Origin of the sequence: Endozoicomonas sp. ALC013, assembly GCF_049310205.1 — a bacterium.
Lineage (GTDB): Bacteria > Pseudomonadota > Gammaproteobacteria > Pseudomonadales > Endozoicomonadaceae > Endozoicomonas.
The window spans coordinates 1-19,232 of record NZ_JBLYNS010000103.1; the positions used below are offsets into that span (position 1 = coordinate 1).

10 protein-coding genes are annotated in these 19,232 nt (G+C 50.9%); 3 read left to right on the top strand and 7 right to left on the bottom strand.

What is annotated here, in order from left to right; all coding sequences use genetic code 11:
• Positions 1 to 134 precede the first annotated feature (134 nt).
• From ACO6V1_RS16805 to ACO6V1_RS16815, 3 genes are all read right to left on the bottom strand, one after another.
• Positions 135 to 1,772, bottom strand: a complete 1,638-nt coding sequence (locus ACO6V1_RS16805; RefSeq protein ID WP_422467736.1) for a hypothetical protein — start codon at positions 1,770 to 1,772, stop codon at positions 135 to 137.
• Between the two features lie 318 nt (positions 1,773 to 2,090).
• Positions 2,091 to 3,275: a hypothetical protein gene (locus tag ACO6V1_RS16810; RefSeq protein ID WP_422459366.1), complete on the bottom strand. Its 1,185-nt coding sequence runs from the start codon at positions 3,273 to 3,275 to the stop codon at positions 2,091 to 2,093.
• A gap of 322 nt (positions 3,276 to 3,597) precedes the next feature.
• Positions 3,598 to 4,773, bottom strand: coding sequence for a hypothetical protein (locus ACO6V1_RS16815; protein ID WP_422459368.1), 1,176 nt, complete (start codon positions 4,771 to 4,773; stop codon positions 3,598 to 3,600).
• A gap of 256 nt (positions 4,774 to 5,029) precedes the next feature.
• Between ACO6V1_RS16815 and ACO6V1_RS16820 the strand changes: the two genes are divergently transcribed.
• The 3 genes from ACO6V1_RS16820 to ACO6V1_RS16830 all read left to right on the top strand — a co-directional run bounded on the left by ACO6V1_RS16820 (position 5,030) and on the right by ACO6V1_RS16830 (position 11,600).
• A complete protein-coding gene (locus ACO6V1_RS16820; RefSeq protein ID WP_422459370.1) occupies positions 5,030 to 5,617 on the top strand; it encodes a Maf family protein in 588 nt (195 codons plus the stop codon).
• A gap of 304 nt (positions 5,618 to 5,921) precedes the next feature.
• On the top strand, positions 5,922 to 7,400 hold the full coding sequence (gene rng, locus ACO6V1_RS16825; protein ID WP_422459372.1) for a ribonuclease G: 1,479 nt from the start codon (positions 5,922 to 5,924) through the stop codon (positions 7,398 to 7,400).
• Positions 7,401 to 7,688: 288 nt separating this feature from the next.
• Positions 7,689 to 11,600 carry a YhdP family protein gene (locus ACO6V1_RS16830; protein WP_422467738.1) on the top strand — a complete coding sequence of 1,304 codons (3,912 nt, stop codon included), beginning with the start codon at positions 7,689 to 7,691 and terminating at the stop codon, positions 11,598 to 11,600.
• A 76-nt stretch (positions 11,601 to 11,676) separates the two neighbouring features.
• Here the strand turns inward: ACO6V1_RS16830 and ACO6V1_RS16835 are convergent, their stop codons facing one another.
• From ACO6V1_RS16835 to ACO6V1_RS16850, 4 genes are all read right to left on the bottom strand, one after another.
• On the bottom strand, positions 11,677 to 13,293 hold the full coding sequence (locus ACO6V1_RS16835) for an RING finger domain-containing protein (RefSeq protein ID WP_422449234.1): 1,617 nt from the start codon (positions 13,291 to 13,293) through the stop codon (positions 11,677 to 11,679).
• 317 nt (positions 13,294 to 13,610) lie between these two features.
• Positions 13,611 to 15,308 carry an RING finger domain-containing protein gene (locus ACO6V1_RS16840; RefSeq protein WP_422467740.1) on the bottom strand — a complete coding sequence of 566 codons (1,698 nt, stop codon included), beginning with the start codon at positions 15,306 to 15,308 and terminating at the stop codon, positions 13,611 to 13,613.
• A gap of 535 nt (positions 15,309 to 15,843) precedes the next feature.
• A complete protein-coding gene (locus ACO6V1_RS16845) occupies positions 15,844 to 17,328 on the bottom strand; it encodes an ankyrin repeat domain-containing protein (protein WP_422467742.1) in 1,485 nt (494 codons plus the stop codon).
• Between the two features lie 172 nt (positions 17,329 to 17,500).
• The coding region (locus ACO6V1_RS16850) for an ankyrin repeat domain-containing protein (RefSeq protein WP_422467744.1) at positions 17,501 to 19,232 on the bottom strand (1,732 nt) is incomplete at its 5' end.

A 19,232-nucleotide genomic window follows, 5' to 3' on the forward strand; every position in this document is an offset into this window, starting at 1 on the left:
AAATGTCGGAATTATTTAAGGATCATTACTTAGTTCCTGGTGTGAATGGGATTTGCCACTGGTATAAGTAGTTAACCAAATGTTTTCAATGTAATTGGAGGCTCGTTCATTTGGTTAACTACTTACAGAGGTCTTCATTTGCGGAGGTATCTTTCAGCAAGGTTATCAACAAGACGCTTCCAATCTTTTGTCAACTGGTGTGCATTGGCATCGAGTTGAATAAGAGCCGCTTGCTTGATATGTGCCTTCAATATTGTTTTCTCGTCTTCAGCTTTCAGCTGATTTTTAACGGGCAGACGGTCATAGCAAAAAATCTTGCTTGAGAAATCAATTGGGAATGCACGAACCTCATAATCAGCAGGACCTCCTGAGTGGAATTTTGCGCCTTTTCCCACAAGAATCATATTGAAGGCATCACCCGGGTTGTAAACTCCATTATCAATAAGGTTTCTAATATCCTTAACCAGTGGAGTTAAAGCCGCATCCCAGTTTTCAAGTATGGACGGCTTCTGGCCTTCTGATAACACTTTCTTACCGTTCAGATGATTAAAAATCTTAAGACTGGTTTTGCTGATCACTTCAAAAGCATTTTCTTTGGCGTATTCGCTAAATGATGGCGCGATATGGGTTGCTATTGAGTATTTGGTACCCTGAAACTCCCAACGAATAACAGCGGGTTCGATGTCAAGGGTTGGAATACCTGATTTTTTCAGGTAACTGTGCATCATTAACTCATCATAGAATTGATGTGGGGCCGCATTCATTGCCAGTGCCTGACCATCGCCAGTATCATAGAATGTCTTTGATGCACCAGCTCCCAGTCTCTTCTTGAGTTTTACTGTTTTAACCGCATCTTGAGTAATCAACTCAATGGGAATACCGCCATCTCTTGCTTTCTCCAATTGACTGTAGGCTGCTTTTGGAATTTCCTCAGGATGATGTGAAACATTAACTGCCAGAAAACGATTGTATCTTTCCATCGCATCTCTGACATTGTCATCAATGATGTATCTTTGCCATTGTACTTTGGCTCCGGGAATAACTTGAAGGTTTGAAGTCAGCGTTTTTGAACCACCCTCTGTCATTCGTTTTTGAGCCGTACTTTTAAAACTGCTCTTTGGTATCGGGCGTTGAGCCGGGGGTTGTGGCCCGCTCTTTGGTATCGGGCGTTGAGCCGGGGGTTGTGGCCCGCTCTTTGGTATCGGGCGTTGAGCTGTAGTTTGTGGCCTTCTCTCAGGTGTCGGGTTTTGAGCTGTAGTTTGTGGCCTTCTCTCTGGTATCGGGTTTTGAGCTGTAGTTTGTGGCCTTCTCTTAGGTATCGGGTTTTGAGCTGTAGTTTGTGGCCTTCTCTCAGGTGTCGGGTTTTGAGCTGTAGTTTGTGGCCTTGTCTCAGGTGTCGGGTGTTGAGCTGTAGTTTGTGGCCTTGTCTCAGGTGTCGGGTTTTGAGTTGTAGTTTGTGACCTGATCTCTGGTATCGGGTTTTGAGTCGTAGTTTGTGTTCTGCTCACTGGCAGCTGGTTTTCGGTCATAGTTTGAGGTTTGGTAACTTTTCGGTCATACAGGCTCTTGACTGCGTAAACAAGATCAACCGCCAGTGACGGAATAAAAGCTACTACAGCCACCACAGCGGCAACAGCTCGCCCAAAAAAGCGAGATGTTTTACTGGCAACAGCCTCAGAAATTTTGTTAAACCAGCTTGCACAGGTCCATTTATGTTTCTCTGTAGTCTGATCGGTAATGAGTGCCGGATTACTAACAATCGGGTCTGACATAGAAACCTCCTGTGTTTCTCTTTAAATCATGTTAAATCATGTAATTGTAAATAATAATATGGAGATATAGTTGATTATCTACTGGTTTGACCACTATGCAGTGAATAAGTTTCAATTCTTTTAAGATTAAATATGATCCATCTGGCTTGCCAATGGCTGCGTCGAGCTGAGCTGTTACACCAAATTGGTGTTTTCTGACAGAAAATGGCCTTTAAATGAAAACCCTTTTCCCGGTGAGTTTCCCGCCGGGAAAAGGCAACTGCTGGCAGAAATACTGAACCGGGATTCTTCCGGGATAGAAATCTGTCGCTACTTTTTTTACAGGAAGTTTCTTCGACGAAGGTATCTTGTGGTAAGGTCCTTAACAAGGCCTTTCCACTCTTTTGGCAAGGCGCATTTCGTGGCATCAAATTGAATGAAAACGACTTGCTCAATATAGGCACTTAATGTTCTTTCCTCCTCTTTCGCTTTAAGCCGCTTTTTAACGGGGAGCTGATCGTACTGCTCGACTTTGCTTGAGAAATCAAATGGAAATGCACGCGCCTCAAAATCAGCTTGCCCCCCTGAGTGGAATTTGTTGCCTTTTCCCACAAGAATGGCATTTAGAGAATCGTGCCGAGCAAAAATTCCATTATCAATAAGGGTTCTAATATCATTAACCAGTGGATTCAAAACTTCATCCCAGTTCTCAGGTATGAATGGATTCTGGCCTGCTGATAACAGTTTCTTACCCTTCAGTTGATCGACAATATTAAAAGGGGCTTTGCTGTCCAATACGAAAGCATTTTGTTTCGGGTATTCGCTGAATGATGGTGCGATGTAGGTTGCTTTTGTGTATGTGGTGCCTTCAAATTCCCAACGAATAACCGCAGGTTTGATTTCATTGGTAGGAATACCTAATTTTTCCAGGTATCGATGCATCATTAACTCATCATAGAATTGGTGTGGGGCTTTAATCATTGCCAGTGCCTGGCCATCGCCGATATCGTAGAAAGTCTTGGATCCACCACCTCCCAGCGCTTTATGGAGTTTTACTGTTGCGACACCATCTTCAGTAATCAGCTCAATGGGGATATTACCTTGGGCTGCCTTATCCAATTGTTGCCCTGCTGCTGTTGGAATCTCATCTGGATGATGTGTGAGGTTTTCTGCCAGAAAACGATCGTAACGTTCCATCGTAGCTTTAACATCAGCATCATGAATGTATCTTCGCCATTGTACTTTGGCTCCCGGAATAACCGGAAGATTTGGAGCAGTAGCCTGGAGTCTGCTGATTTTTCTGGCATACAGGCTCTTGGCTGCTGCATAAACAAGATCAACGCCCAGTGAAGGAATAAAGGTGACTACAGTTACCACAGCCGCAACAACACGCCCAAAAAAGCGAGATGTTTTACTGGCAACAGCGTCAGAAATTTTTTTAAACCAGCTTACGCAGGTCCATTCACTATTTTGCGCAGTTGGCGAAAGATTGAGTGCTGGATTACCAACAATCGGGTCTGACATAGAAACCTCCTGTGTTTTTCTTTAAATTATGTAGTTGTAAGTAATATTTTGGAGATATAGTAAATTTTTCTAGAGATTTGACCACTATCTAGTGAATAAGTTTCAATTCTTTTAAGATTTAATAAGATCTATCTGGCTTCCAAATGGCTGCGTCGAGCTGAGCTGCTGCAACAAATTGGTGTTTCCTGCCAGAAACTGCCCTTCAATAAAAAACCTTTTCCCGGTGAGTCCCCTGCCGGGAAAAGGCAACTGCTGGCAAAAACACCAAACCGCGATTCTCCCGGGAGTGTAGAAAACCAACGCAGCCTTTTCTCAGGAAGATTCATCGGCGAATATGTCTTTCGACAAGATTTTTAACAAGTTTTTTCCACTCTTTTGGCAAGAACCATTCCTTGGGGTTAAATTGAACAAAAGCGGCTAACTCGAAATAATGTTGCAATATTTCTTCCTCCTCCCTGGCTGTAAGCTGCTTTTTAGGTGGAAGTTGATCCAGTTGAGTCGTTTCGTCTACAAATTCATAAGGAAATGCGCGAATCTCATATTCAGCAGGCCCCCCTGAGTGGAATTTATTGCCTTTTCCGACAACGATGGCTTTGTGGGTAGCCGCAATTCCGTAACAGGCACGTGTAGAAACACCATTATCAACCAGGGTTCTGACATCATTAACCAGTGGCTTTAAAACCTCATCCCAGTTCTCAGGAGTCCGTATATACTCGTCTTCGTCTTTGTCTTCGTCTACTGCTAACAATTTCTTACCATCCAGTAGTTCATTTTCCTCTGACGTAGATTTTTTATGCATTAAGAAAGCATTTTGTTTTGCGTATTCGCTAAATGATGTTGTGATGTAGGTTGCCATTGTGTATTTTTCGCCCTCGAATTCCCAACGAATAACAGCGGGTTTGATTTCAATGGTCGGAACACCTAATTTTTCCAGGTATCTATTCATCATTAATTCATCATAGAATTGGTGTGGTCGATTATTCATTGCCAGTGCCTGTCCACCGCCAATATCGTAGTAACGTCTGGATTCACCAATTCTTAGCTCTTCCCCGAACTTAAATGTTGTAAAAGCATTTTGGTCTGGAGTAATCAACTCAATTGGACTATCACCATTCAGGGCCTCAAGCAGTTGTCGGTGAGCTGCTTCCGGGATAGCCTCTGGAGGATGTAAGACGTTCTTTGCCAGAAAACGGTTGTGGTTTGCCATCGTAGTTTTGACATCGTTATCATGAATGTCTCTTATCCACTCTACCTTGGTTTGGAGATGGGTGACTTTTCTGTCATACAGGCTCTTGGCTGCATAAACAAGATCAACGCCCAGTGAAGGAATGAAGGCGGCTACAGATAGCACAGCGGCAACAACACGCCCAAAAAAGCGAGATGTTTTACTGGCAACAGTGTCAGAAATTTTTTTAAACCAGCTTACGCAGGTCCATTCACTATTTGGCGCATTCTGGGGGGAATTGAGCGCTGAATTACCGGCGGTGGGGCCTGTCATAGAAACCTCCTGTGTTTCTTTATTATGAGTATTGTTATAAGTAGTTGATTCTTTGATACCCACACCGTTCGCACTGAGTGAAGTGCGGTGCTCCCATCCTTTGGCTCCGCTCAGGAAGAGTGGGTGTATGGGTATTAAAGCTTTGCTGCTGTTTTTGACCACTAACTAACGAATAAGTTCCAACTCTTTTATAATCCGTCTGCATTACGTTAGGCATCTATCCCTCTAATCTGTGTCGTTCAAAAAAAGGTTGAATATGATCTATCTGGCTTCCCAATCCCCGCGTCGAGCTGAGCTGTTACAGCAAATCGGTGTTTCCTTTCAGCAACTGGCCTGTGATATTGATGAAACCCCATTCCCCGGTGAGGCTCCAGCAGAGTACGTGCTGCGCATGGCCCGGGAAAAGGCAGCGGCAGGCTGGCAGGCATCAGTAACCCGGGATTCTGCCAAAATGCCTTTGTTGGCAGCAGATACAACGGTGGTCTGTAATGATCAAATTCTCGGCAAGCCTCAGAATGCAAACGATGCTCGTCGTATGTTGGGGATGCTTTCCGGCAAGACTCATCAGGTGATGACCGCAGTAGCGGTGACCGATGGCAGTCAGCTGCAAACTGAGTTGTCGGTTACGGGTGTGGTGTTTAATGACCTGCCTGATTCGTTGATTGATGATTATATTGCCTCCGGGGAGCCGACCGATAAAGCAGGTGCCTACGGAATTCAGGGCTACGGTGCGGTTTTGGTAGCGAGTCTGTCTGGCAGCTATTCCGGTGTTGTCGGGTTACCGCTAATGGAGACTGCACGACTTCTGACAGATTTTAATGTGCCATTCTGGCAAGCGTGCTGATAGTCCTTATTTCCAACTAAGGTGTCTCATTTTCTCTCCGTTTTTGCAGTTCAAAAAAGAGCGTGAATACGCTCTCACAACATCATGGAACGGTTTTTGGTATAAAGTTTGTCAGGAAGCAAAAACCGGATGCAAATTGCTGGTATGATCGACTGATCTATTTTGTTTCTACCAGTACGTCAACCTCAGACGGCCTTTTAAGGAATGGTGGAAAGTGTATTGACCTGTGATGCCTGAGACGAAACTCATCGTCCGTCTGCAGAGGCACCACAGGTCAATGCATTAAAGGAATTGAGGGACTGGGATGAGCGAAGAAATTCTCATGAATATCACGCCCATGGAATCACGGGTGGCTCTGGTTGAAAATGGGGTGCTGCAGGAGATCTATGTCGAGCGTGCCCGAAGTCGGGGTATTGTCGGCAATATTTATAAAGGGAAGGTGGTTCGTGTCCTGCCGGGAATGCAGGCCGCCTTTGTTGATATTGGCCTTGAACGGGCGGCGTTTATTCATGCCAGTGAAATTGCGCCCAGGCAGGACAGCCGCCATGAAAAAAACGGGGAAGAGACCCAGGAACGCCCGATTTATGAGTTGGTGCATGAAGGCCAGTCGCTGGTGGTTCAGGTAACCAAAGATCCCCTGGGTACCAAAGGTGCCCGCCTGACCACCCATATCTCCATTCCGGCCCGCTATCTGGTGCACATGCCAAAAAACAACCACGTTGGGATCTCGCTGCGCATCGAAGATGTTGAGGAGCGGGAACGTCTGCGGCAATTGGTTGAGTCTTGCCTTGGCGGTGATGATGGTGCCGGTGGCTTTATTCTGAGAACGGCAGCAGAAGGCATTGGCGAAGATGAGGTGCGTGCGGATATTCTCTTTCTGCGCAGGCTGTGGGCCACCATCGAAGAGAATATCCGGGAGAGCAGGGCACCGGCCAATGTCTATGAAGACTTGCCGCTGCACTTGCGAACCATGCGCGACCTGGTCAATCCCAATATTGAAAAGATCCGCATTGATTCCCGGGAAACCTTTGAAAAGGTGTCCAAATTCGTCAAGAAGCTGGTGCCTGAGATTGATGGCCGGGTGGAATATTACCCCGGCGAACGCCCGATTTTTGATCTGTTTGGCGTTGAGGATGAGATCAACAAGGGGCTTAGCCGTAAAGTTCAGCTGAAGTCCGGTGGCTATCTGATTATTGACCAGACCGAAGCCATGACTACCATCGATGTCAACACCGGTGCCTTTGTTGGCCATCGTAATCTGGAAGAGACTATCTTTAAAACCAACCTTGAAGCGGCCGTTGCCATTGCCCGCCAGCTCCGTTTACGGAACCTGGGGGGGATCATCATTATCGACTTTATTGATATGGAAGATCCGGAGCATCAGCGGCAGGTTCAGCGTGCTTTTGAAAAGGCCATGGAGCAGGACCATGCCAAGACCAATTTTACCGGCGTCAGTGAACTGGGCCTGGTGGAGATGACCCGCAAACGAACCCGTGAGTCATTGGAGAATGTTCTGTGCGAATCCTGCCCAACCTGTGAGGGTCGTGGTACCTTGAAAACGGCAGAGACGGTATGCTACGAGATTTTTCGGGAAATTCTCCGGGCTGTCCGGGCCTATGATGGTGACAGTTATACGGTGCTGGCAGCTGAGACCGTGATAGACCGTCTGCTGGATGAAGAGTCCAATAATGTCGCCGATCTTGAAGAGTTTATCCAGAAGCCTATTCGTTTTCAGGTAGAGCCGATCTACACCCAGGAACAGTTTGATGTAGTTCTGGTGTAACGAACGCTGCCCGCTTCCCGTTAACCGCTACCCCGCTTCTCAGGGGAGCGGTTAACGGGAAGCGGGTAGTGTTTTTTTAGTATTTGGTAATGGTTACTGGATTGATATTTTGTTGAGCGTCACTTTTGTTATACGGCTGGCTGATGGTCAGTTGTCCAATGGTTTGTCAGGGCGGGAACTCGGTTGTTGAAGCGGATGGTAAACAGCCTCAGGCGGAGTGCTCCGTTTATTCATGAGGCAGATGGCGAAAATGCACCATCTGGCAGTCTCCGTCTACTGAATAGTTTGATGAAATGGAGTTGGCGGCTGCTGCTGACCGGGTTAACCATTCTGGTCATTCTAGTAGGACTCGGGCGACTGATGTTCAGTGCCCTACCGGTTCTGCTGCCTCAGCTTTCAGGTGTTCTCAGCGACCGTTTACAGGCTGATCTGCAAATTGAGTCCATGTCTGCGCAATGGAATGATGGCGAGCCATGGTTATCCATGCAAGGGTTGACGCTTAAAGGTAAAGAGGCAGATCAGGCCGGGTTCAGTATCTCGCAGCTGGCTTTGGAATTGAGCCTGAAGGAGTCACTGTTACACTGGACGCCGGTATTTTCATCCCTGGAAATCAATGGCGTCAATGTTGCGCTGGTCCGTGGCGATGGTGCCCAGTGGGCGCTATCCGGTATTCAACGGGTTGCCGGGTCATCATTACAGGCTCCTGAATATCAACAGAGTTCTGCACTGGAATGGCTTGCCCTGCAAAAGAAGGTGGATATTCGTGATATCCGCCTGAATATGCGCAAAGCCAATGGTGAGGGCAGTGATATTCGTGGCCAGCATTTGACGGTCATGACGGATGGTGACCAGAAAAATCTGTCGGTCCGTCTTGAGGCGGGTGCTGGTTATCTTGCCATCGATGGCTCTGGCATCGTCGGCCCTGGTCAGTTTTCCCGGTGGCAGGGAGTGGCCGTCGCCAGTGATCTTGATGCTGAGCAGCTCTGTGTCCTGTGGTCTGGTTGTTATGATGATGTGCTGTCAGCAGTGGTACAGTTGGAGACCGGCTGGCTTTATGATGATGGGGCCTGGCAAGTTCAGGGAGAGGTTGCCTCTCCTGATGTAACGTATCGGGATAATGCTGGTGCGTTGAACCATCTTTCCGGGCAGACCCATGTATTTATGCAGGGCGTTTTGTCCCGGGAGCCGTTGTCAGAATCCAGCTGGCAGATCTGGCTGAATGGCCTCAATCTGGAAAACCGCCTGCATAACGGGACGGTTTATCAGTGGGAAAACAGCTGGTATCTGGCCGGTGGCCGAGCTGAAGAATATACGGTAACCGTAGCGACCGAAAGACTGGATCTGGATCTGCTTAAACGATGGTTACTGGATACCGATGCGCTTCCGGAACCGTTTGCTGATCTGGTGAATACCCTGAATCCCATTGGCCAGTTGAAGGATCTGGCCATCCGTTTTTACCCATCCCGTCAACCGTTTGATTTCGACTTGAGTGCCCGGCTTGACAATGTGTCGGTGGCTGCCTGGCGCGGCGCTCCTTCCGGGGGCAATGTCAGTGGTCAGTTAAGGATGAACCTGCTGCAGGGCTATCTTGACCTGGATACCCGGAACTTCCAGCTGGGCTTCCCCAAGCTGTTCCGGGAGACCTGGACGTTTGCTACTGCCAAAGCACGACTTTACTGGGATGTTATTGATGACTTTTATATTTTGAAGTCGGATGACATCGCTCTGGTGGGGGCTGAAGGTGATCTGAAAGGCAAGCTCAGGCTCGATATCCCGTTAAAATGGCATGAAGGCGACACCCTGGATATGGCATTGACGGTGGGCATGAGCAATGGTGATGCCCGTTATACGGGCAAATACCTGCCAGCTTTGTTGCCCATGAACAGCGGTCTGGTGCACTGGCTGGATACCGCCATCCGCAAGGCAGATATCTCAGGGGGCGGGTTTATTTATAACGGTGCGCTGTCTGGTGGTAAGCGTGGAGATATCGGCCCGCAGGATTCCCGCTGGGGACTGTTTTTTGATCTCCAGAATGGCGAGCTGGACTACGCGCCTGGCTGGCCAGTGATTACCGGCCTGGCCGGGCAGGTTTATGTTAACGATGACCGGGTGGAAGTACAGGGCCAGCAGGCAGAGTCAGCGGGTGGCCAACTGGATGATATAGTCGCGCGAGTGCCGCTGGACGGGACATCAATACTCAGGATCAGCAGTCAGCTGAATGCCAGTGGCGAGACTCTGCAGCACTTTCTTACCCGGACACCCATTAATGACTGGATGAAGGGTGCAGCAGAGCAATGGACGTTGCAGGGGCAGCTGGATGCCGGACTTGATTTGACACTTCCTCTGGATGACCCGGGCCGTTCTGAAGTGGATATCCGTGGCGCTGTGGAATCATTTACCTTCGGGATTCCTGAGGTGGGGATTGCCGCAAAAGGCATTGCCGGTGATCTCTCCTACAGCACTGACCGTGGACTTACTGCACGACAGTTATCTGGTCAACTGTTTGATCAGCCGGCTCAATTTCAGATACGTTCGATGGTACAGAATCAACAACCCGTTTCCACCGATATTGTCTGGTCAGGCAGAGCCTCAGTGTCTTCACTTCAGGACTGGCTGAAGCTGGATTGGCTCAGTTTGCTGGAGGGAGAAACGGATTATCGCGCCAGCTTATCCCTGGGATTAGACGACAATAACACGGAACTCATGGTCGGCAGTGAACTGCTTGGCGTTAATGTTGAGCTGCCAGCGCCGGTGGGTAAAACGGCGGATACACCGCTACCCCTGACGTTTTCTCTGACCAACAAAGCAGGTCACCAGCTGCTGGGTGTGACGCTGGGCAAACTGGGGCGGCTGGACATGAGAATGACGCCAGAGTTTTCCCCGGAGTCTGCCCTGATGACACTGGGTGACGATGCTTCCCACCCTGGTACAGGCTCTGCTGCCTGGCCTTCAGGGAATCAATTTCTGGTGACCGGTGCTTTGCCGGAACTGGATCTCGGTCCCTGGAAGGCTCGCTTTGAAGGGCAGCCCGGTAGTCCTGTCGAGCAACAGTTGGCCTCACGCCTGGCCCTTGACAATGTTCGCCTCGGTTCACTGAAGTATGGGGATTATCTCTGGCCGGATATATCGGTTTCACTTCAGCAGGCGGTTCAGAATCAGAGGTCACAGTCTGACAGAAAAGGTATGAAACTGGCCGTTGATGGACAGACACTGAAAGGTGATTTATGGATTCCTGACCAGCAAACTGCACCGTGGTCTCTTTATATTGACCGTGTACATCTGCCAGAGCCTGCTTCTGAAACCGCTTCCGGAGATAGTCCTTCAGAATCCGGGGACAGCCTGGCGGACATCAATCCGGCAACGTTGCCCAATCTTGATGTGAACATCAACCATATTCAGGTTGGCGGCCGAACGCCTGCAAGCATCGGTTTTAAACTTCGTCATGGACCCAACGGTGTCAAGATCGATCATATTACCGGTGAGCTGTCGGGTATGTCGCTGAATGGTCTGGCAGACTGGGTGCTGACGGACGGTGAACAGCGCAGCTGGGTTCAGGGAGAACTTAAGGGCACGGACATCACAGCATTGCAGAAAGCCCTGGGCTCTTCAGGTTTTCTTGAGGCCAGGGAAAGCCGTTTCGAGGCCAGCCTGAACTGGGATGGATCGCCTCTTGGAGGTTCGATTGCCACCATGAAAGGCCGGATCGATTTGCTGCTGAAGAAGGGGCGGCTGCGCAAAGTCGATAATGGCTCGTCGGAAGCACTTAAATTATTTGGTATTTTTAATACCGAAGCACTGACCAGAAGGATAAAGCTGGACTTTTCCGATCTCTACTCGTCCGGTATCAGTTTTGATCAAATCAAGGGCAGCCTGAACTTTAACCGGGGACTGATTACCTTCAATTCACCCATGGTGATCGAAGGACCGTCTTCCGACTTCAAACTGGATGGCACTATCGATACCAACACCGAACAGCTGGATCTGAGTCTGGTGGTTACCCTGCCTGTGTCATCCAATCTGCCGATTCTCAGCGTACTGCTGGGCACTGCTCCCCAGGTGGCGGGTATTATTTACATTGCGGACAGACTGGTGGGCAAACAGGTGGATCAGCTGGCCAGCATCCGTTACCGGATTCATGGCTCCTTTGCTGACCCTAAAATGACCCTGGACAGGCTGTTCTCCAATAAGCCGAAAAAATAACCCGGCCGATATAATCTTCCTGATTCATCCTCTGCCTGAATGCACTCTGAATACGCAAAGGCTTTTGGCGGATCTATCAGGAAGCTACCTCCACACTGCTTTTGAGGTTCCTCAGGTTTTTCATAGCCTTGGCATGCCCCAGCCTGGCTGCCATACGGTACCAGCGCTCCGCTTCATACAGATTTGCCACAAAGCCCTTGCTACCTAGCTCAAACAGAGTGCCCAGTTTGTTCATGGCTGAAGCATTACCCCGCTCAGACGCCCTGAGCAACCAGGGGATCGCCTGGTCCAGATCTATCTCAAAGCCCTCGTCACCATACAGATAAAGGCCACCCAGCTTGTTCATGGCGGAATCATCGCCCAGCATGGCCGCCTTCAGGTACCACCGCTCCGCTTCACGCAGATCTACCCCAAAGCCCCCGTCAGCATAGTGATGAAGGTAGCCCAGCAGGTACATGGCTGAAGCTATAATGGCTGGATCTTTCCCCCGCTCAACCACCTTGAGCAACCAGATTTTCGCCTGGTGCAGATCTGCCTCAAAGCCCTCGCCGCCATAAAGATACAGGTAACCCAGGTTAAACATGGCCCTGACACCTTCCAGCTCAACCGCTTTGAGCCACCAGGATTTCGCCTGGTGCAGATCTTTCTCAAAGCCATTGTCACCCTCGTAATACTGGCAGCCCAGGTTGGTCATGGCTCCAACATCCCCCATTCCAGCCGCCTTGAGCAACAGGAACTTTCCCTGATCCTGATGATCTGCCGGTAAGCCCTCGCCGCCACCCAGATACAGTAGGGCCAGGTTATTCATGGCGCAGGCATCCCCCAATCCGGCCGCTTCCAGGTACCAGTGCTCCGCTTTGCACAGATCTGCCGCGAAGTCCTTGCCACCATGCTCATACTGGTAGGCCAGGTTATTCATGGCTGAAGTATCCCCCAGCTCAGCCGCCTTAAGGTACCAGCTCTGGGCTTTGTGCAGATCTATCTCAAAGCCCTTGCCACCATTTGTATACACGATGCCCAGGCTGTACATGGCTGCAATATCCCCCAGCTCAGCCGCCTTAAGGTACCAGCTCTGGGCTTTGTGCAGATCTATCGAAAAGCCCTCGCCACCAAACTGATACAGGTAGCCCAGATGCCACATGGCGGCAATATCCCCCAACTCAGCGGCCTTGATATACCATTGCTCCGCTTTGTGCAGATCTACCGGAATGCCCTCACCACCATTCTGGAAAAGCTCCCCCAGGTTTCTCAGACCGATCGGGTCGGATCCTCCCCTTCTGGCCAGCAGCAGGGCCGCATCGAGGTGCTTATTGGCAACGGCCATGGCCAGGGGCGTTTTACCCGCCGCTCGGCCCGCATCCACCTCCACCCCCCGTTGCAGCAGGGCCTGGATGATCTTGATATCACCCTTCTTTGCCGCGTTGACCATCTGATGCCGCCAGTCCCGGGGCAGAGGCAGGTTTTTCACCACCATATTTTGAATGACTTCCCGCCCGTAAGGGCAGGTCACATGGCCTTTTGTCCAGCTGGAAAGGCACTTAAAGTGAAACTTATGCCTGCAGGGCCTGGCAATAGCGACGCACCTGCCCACAAACTTCTGATTGGTGGATGAGTAGAGGTCATCATGGCAGATCGAGCAGATTGTGGGCTCGGTGGGCACAACAACTGCTGCACTGGAGGGAATGCTGTTCACGCCAGGTAACTTCCTTACTTTTTGGGATTGCTACTCTGACTGTGTTGATCTCAAAAATATCCCGTACCAGGTTCTGAAAATATCAAAAAACCAGCTTTGTGGATTTCCTGAATTCCAGAACAGATCAAAATATGGGAAAAGAAGGTGGTTATACGGTTATAACGCACACAATTTTATCGATGCAGGATGTATAGATATATATTCATTGTCGTGAAACATATTTTGCTGAACCTTTTTTCGCTCCCGTGGGACGCAAAATATTGTCACCTGCCATGGGCATTTGGCGGATCTGTCGGGAAGCCTGCTCTACCATCATTTTATGCCTTACAGTCTGCTGCCGTGGATTCGCCCTCTGGGTGGGCGCGGCCGGGTTCTTCAGGAAAGGCTTCATCAAGTCCGCGTTTTTTTGCGAGTTGCGGTTTAGAGGCTTTTTCCCGATTTTTGATGGCCAGGTCTCTCCTCAGTTGAGCAGCCTTGAGCAACAGTCGTTTTCCCTCGTACCTATGTTCCGGAAATTTTTCGCCACCACGCAGATACAGGTGACCCAGCCTACTCATGGCCAGAGGAGACCCCAGCTCAATGGCTTTCAGGTACCATCGCTCTGCTTCACGCAGATCTATCTTAAAGCCCTCGCCACCATACTGATATAGGCGACCCAGGTTGTACATGGCTAAAACATCCCCCAGCCCAGCCGCCTTCAGGTACCATCGCTCCGCTTCATGCAGATCTACCTCAAAGCCCGCGCCACCAAAATGATATAGGCGGCCCAGCATGTACATGGCTGAAGCTATATTGGCTGGATCTTTTCCCGGCTCAACCACCTTGAGCAACCAGATTTTCGCCTGATGCAGATCTGCCGGAAAGTTCTCGCCACCATGCAGATACAGGTAACTCAGGTGATGCATCGCTTCAACATATCCCAGCTCACCCGCCTTGAGCCACCAGGATTTCGCCTGGTGCAGATCTTTCTCAAAGCCATCCTCACCGTGGAAATACTGGCACCCCAAGTTGGTCATGGCTCCAAGATCCCCCAACTCAGCCGCCTTGAACAACCGGGACTTTCCCCGATCCTGATGATCTGCCGGTAAGCCCTCGCCGCCATCCAGATACAGTAGTGCCAGGTTATTCATGGCGCAGACATCCCCCAATCCAACCGCCTTCAGGTACCAGTGCTCCGATTTGCCCAGATCTACCGCGAAGTCCTTGCCACCGTCTTGATACAGGCAGGCCAGGTTATTCATGGCTGTAGTATCCCCCAGCTCAGCCGACTTAAGGTACCAGCTCTCGGCTTTGTGCGGATCGGCTGGAAAGCCCTCACCACCATTTGCATACACGATGCCCAGGCTGCACATGGCTTCAATATCCCCCAGCTCAGCCGCCTTAAGGTACCAGCTCACGGCTTTATGCAGATCTATCGACAAGCCCTCGCCACCAAACTGATACAGGTAGCCCAGATGCCACATGGCTTCAACATCCCCCAACTCAGCCGCCTTGAGATACCAATGCTCCGCTTTGTGCAGATCTACCGGAATGCCCTCACCACCATCATTGAACAGTCTTCCCAGGTTGCTCAGACCGATCGGGTCCGATCCTCCCCTTCCGGCCAGCAGCAGGGCAGCATTGAGATGCTTATTGTCAACGGCCAGGGCCAGGGGAGTTTCACCCGCAGTTTGGCCCGCATCCACCTTTGCCCCCCGTTGCAGCAGGGCCTGGAGGATCTTGATATCACCCTCCTCTGCCGCGTTGACCATCTTGTTCTTCCAGCCCCGGGGCAGGTGCAGGTTTTTCACCACCATATTTTTAATGACTTTCCGCTCGTAAGGGCAGGTCACGTGGTCTTTTGTCCAGCGGGAAAGGCACTTAAAGTGAAACTTATGCCCACAGGGTCTGGCAATAGCGACGCGCCTGCCCACAAACTTCCGATTTTTGGGTGAGTAGAGGTCATCATGGCAGATCGGGCAGGTTGGGGGCTCGGTGGGTACAACAACTGCTGTACTGGAGGGCACGCTGTTCACGCCAGGTAACTTCCTTATGTTTTTGGGATTGTTACTCTGACTGTGTTGATCTCAAAAATATCCCGTACCAGGATCTAAAAATATCAAAAAACAGCTTTATATATTTCATGAATTCCAGAACAGGTCAAAATATCCGAAAATAAGGCGTTTATACGGTTATAACGTACACAATTTTATGGATGCAGGAAGTATAGAGATACAAATTTATTGTCGTTTAAATCGACGTGAACTTTAACAGGCCAGCATTGGTTAGGAGCTGTCCTGAAATAACTTCGACATTTCTACAGTCGCTACCCGCTACCCGCCGCCCGCTTCCCGAAAAGCTGGAACCACTTGTGCTTTTGCGGGCAGCGGGTGGCGGGAAGCGGGCGGCGACATTTTCCCGGACTGAATAAAATGATGAAGTTATTCCGGGACAATTCCTTATCGGATTCATGGCTCCTTTGATGGTCCCGGGATAATCCGGAAATAACTCTGGACAGCCTCCCGGGGGACGCAAAATATTGTCACGTACCATGGGCATTTGGTGGATCTATCAGGAAGCCTTCTCTACCATCGTTTTATGCCCGTTACTGTCTGCTGCAGTGGATTCGCCCTCTGGGTGGGCGCGGCCGGGTTCATCAGGAAAGGCTTCATCAAACCCGCGTTTTTTAGCTGGTTGCGGTTTAGCGGCTTTTTCCAGTTTTTTGATGGCCAGGTCATACCCCAACTCAGCCGCCTTGAGCAACCAGGCCTTCGCCTGGTCCAGATCTACCGAAAAGTCCACCCCACCATGCTCATACAGATGACTCAGGTGGAACATGGCCGCAGCGTTACCCAGATCAGCCGCCTTGAGCAACCAAAACTTCGCCTGTTGCAGATCCACTGGAAAGCGTTTGCGACCATACAGATATAAGCAGCCCAGGTTGCTCATGGCTGAAACATATCCCAGCTCAGCGGCTTTGCGGTACAATTGTTCCGCTTTGTGCGGGTCTGCCTCAAAGCCTTCGCCACCATTCGCATAACGGTTGCCGAGGATGTTCATGGATTGCGTAATCCCCAGCCCAGAGGCCCTGAGCAACAGGCGCTTTCCCAGATATGGATTTGCCTCAAAGCCCCTGTCACCGCGCAGATACAGTTCACCCAGGTTATTCATGGCCCGGGGATCCCCCAGTCCAATCGCCTTTATGTACCATCGCTCCGCTTCACGTAAATCTACCTCAAAACCCACGCCACCATGCTGATAGAGGCACCCCAGGTTGTACATGGCGGTGACACAGCCCTGCCCGGCCGCCTTGAACAACAGGAACTTTCCCTGGTCCGGATCTGCCTTAAAGCCCTCGCGACCATGCTGATAAAGGTGACCCAGGTTGTTCATGGCAGCAATATGCCCCAGTCCAGCCGCCTCATAGTACCAACGCTCCGCTTTGCGCAGATCTACCGCAATGCCCTCGCCACCATCCTGATACAGGCAGCCCAGGCTGTACATGGCGGAAGCGTCCCACAGCTCAGCAGCCTTAAGGAACCATTGCTCCGCTTTGCACAGATCTACTGGAACGCCCTCGCCGCCAAGCCGGTACAGATACCCCAGCTTTCTCAGGCCGATTGGGTCGGACCCTCCCCGGTCGGCCAGCAGCAGGGCAACATCGAGGTGCTTATTGATAGCGGCCAGGGCCAGTGGCGTTTTGCCCGGGCTCTGGCCTGCATCCACGTCCGCACCCCGGTTCAGCAGGGCCCGGATGATCCCGATATCGCCTTTCTTTGCCGCCTTGACCATCTGCTGCTTCCAGCCCCTGGGCAAGGTCAGGTTTTCTACCACCACACCCTCAATGGCCCCTCGCCCGCAGGGGCACTTCAGATGAGCTTCTGTCCAGCGGGTAAGGCAGTTAAGGTGGAATTTATGCCCGCAGGGCCTGGCTATGGCGACGTGCCTGCCGACAAACTCCGGCTTTTCAGGTCGGTAGAGGTCATCGTGGCAGATCGGGCAGTTTGAGGGGGCGGTGGGTATGGCTACAGTCGCACTGGATGGAACGCTGTTCATGTAAGGGGCTTCGTTACATTGCTAAGTCCGTTACTCAGACCGGGTAGCCCCCAAAAATATCCATTACCAGGCTCTGAAAATCTCAATGATCATCAATGGGTCACATCTCTGCCGGGAATCATTGAAGCTTTGTGATTAACGCTTGTAGCTGATCCGGAAGCCCTCGCTATCATCATTTTATGCCTCCAGCCCCGGATTCTCCTTCCGGGCGGGCGTGGCCGGGTTCATCAGTAAAGGTTTTATCAAACCCGCGTTTTTTAGCTGGTTGTGGTTTAGAGACTTTTTCCAGTTTTTTGATGGCCAGGTCATTCCCCAACTCAGCCGCCTTGAGCAACCAGGCCTTCGCCTGGTCCAGATCTACCGGGAAGTCCGCCCCACCATGCTCATACAGATGACTCAGGTGGAACATGGCCCAAGCGTTACCCAGGTCAGCCGCCTTGAGCAACCAGAGCTTCGCCTGCTGCAGATCCACCTGAAAGTGTTTGCGACCATACAGATATAACCAGCCCAGGTTGCTCATGGCTGAAACATATCCCAGCTCAGCGGCCTTGAGGAAAAAGTGTTTTGCTTTGTGCGGATCTGCCTCAAAGCCCACGTCACCAAGCACATAACGGTTGCCGAGGGTGTTCATGGATGGCGCATTTCCCAGCTCAGCCGCCTTGAGCAACAGGCGTTCTCCCTTGTACTGGTCTGCCGGAAAGTTCTTGCCACCACCCAGATACAGGTGACCCAGTTTACTCATGGCCAGAGGAGACCCCAGCTCAATGGCTTTCAGGTACAAGCGCTCCGCTTCACGCAGATCTAACCCAAAGTCCTGGTCAGCATAGTGATGAAGGTAAACCAGCTGGTACATGGCTGAAGCTACAATGGCTGGATCTTCCCCCAGCTCAACCGCCTTGAGCAACCAGATTTTCGCCTGGTGCAGATCTGCCGGAAAGTTCTCGCCACCATGAAGACACAGGTAACCCAGGTGAAGCATGGCTTTAGCACATCCCAGCTCAATCGCCTTGAGCCACCAGGATTTCGCCTGGTGCAGATCTTTCTCAAAGCCATTGTTACCCTTGAAATACTGCCAGCCCAGACTGGTCATTGCTCCAACATCCCCCATTCCAGCCGCCTTGAACAACAGGAACTTTGCCTGATCCTGATCTGCCGGTAAGCCCTCGCCGCCATCCAGATACAGTATGGCCAGGTTAGTCATGGTGCAGGCATCCCCCAATCCAGCCGCCTCACAGTACCAGTGCTCCGCTTTGCGCAGATCTACCGCGAAGTCCTTGCCACCATTATGATACAGGCAGCCCAGGTTGTTCATGGCTATAATATCCCCCAGCTCAGCCGCCTTAAGGTACCAGCTCTCGGCTTTGTGCAGATCGGCTGGAAAGCCCTCGCCACCATTTGCAAAGACGATGCCCAGTCTGCACATGGCTGCAATATCCCCCAGCTCAGCCGCCTTAAGGTACCAGCTCTCGGCTTTGTGCAGATCTACCGGAAAGCCCTTGCCACCATGCTGATACAGGTGGCCCAGCTGCCACATGGCTGCAATATCCCCCAACTCAGCCGCCTTGAGGTACCAGTGCTCCGCTTTGTGCAGATCTACCGGAATGCCCTCACCACCATTCTGGAAAAGACACCCCAGGTTGCTCAGACCGATCGGGTCGGATCCACCCCTTCTGGCCAGCAGCAGGGCAGCATCGAGGTGCTTATTGGCAGCGGCCCAGGCAAGGGGGGTTTTTCCTGAAGTCCGGCCCGCATCCACCTTTGCCCCCCGTTGCAGCAGGGTCTGGATGATCTTGATATCACCCTCCTTTGCCGCGTTGACCATCTGACGCCGCCAGCCCCGGGGCAGGGGCAGGTTTTTCACCACCATATGTTTAATGACTCCCCGCCCGTAAGGGCAGGTCAGA

Excerpts from the sequence above, each read along its gene's own strand:
- ACO6V1_RS16805 (WP_422467736.1), bottom strand. The coding sequence starts at position 1,772 with ATGTCAGACCCGATTGTTAGTAATCCGGCACTCATTACCGATCAGACT.
- rng (WP_422459372.1), top strand. The coding sequence starts at position 5,922 with ATGAGCGAAGAAATTCTCATGAATATCACGCCCATGGAATCACGGGTG.
- ACO6V1_RS16810 (WP_422459366.1), bottom strand. The coding sequence starts at position 3,275 with ATGTCAGACCCGATTGTTGGTAATCCAGCACTCAATCTTTCGCCAACT.
- ACO6V1_RS16820 (WP_422459370.1), top strand. The coding sequence starts at position 5,030 with ATGATCTATCTGGCTTCCCAATCCCCGCGTCGAGCTGAGCTGTTACAG.
- ACO6V1_RS16815 (WP_422459368.1), bottom strand. The coding sequence starts at position 4,773 with ATGACAGGCCCCACCGCCGGTAATTCAGCGCTCAATTCCCCCCAGAAT.
- ACO6V1_RS16830 (WP_422467738.1), top strand. The coding sequence starts at position 7,689 with ATGAAATGGAGTTGGCGGCTGCTGCTGACCGGGTTAACCATTCTGGTC.
- ACO6V1_RS16845 (WP_422467742.1), bottom strand. The coding sequence starts at position 17,328 with ATGAACAGCGTTCCATCCAGTGCGACTGTAGCCATACCCACCGCCCCC.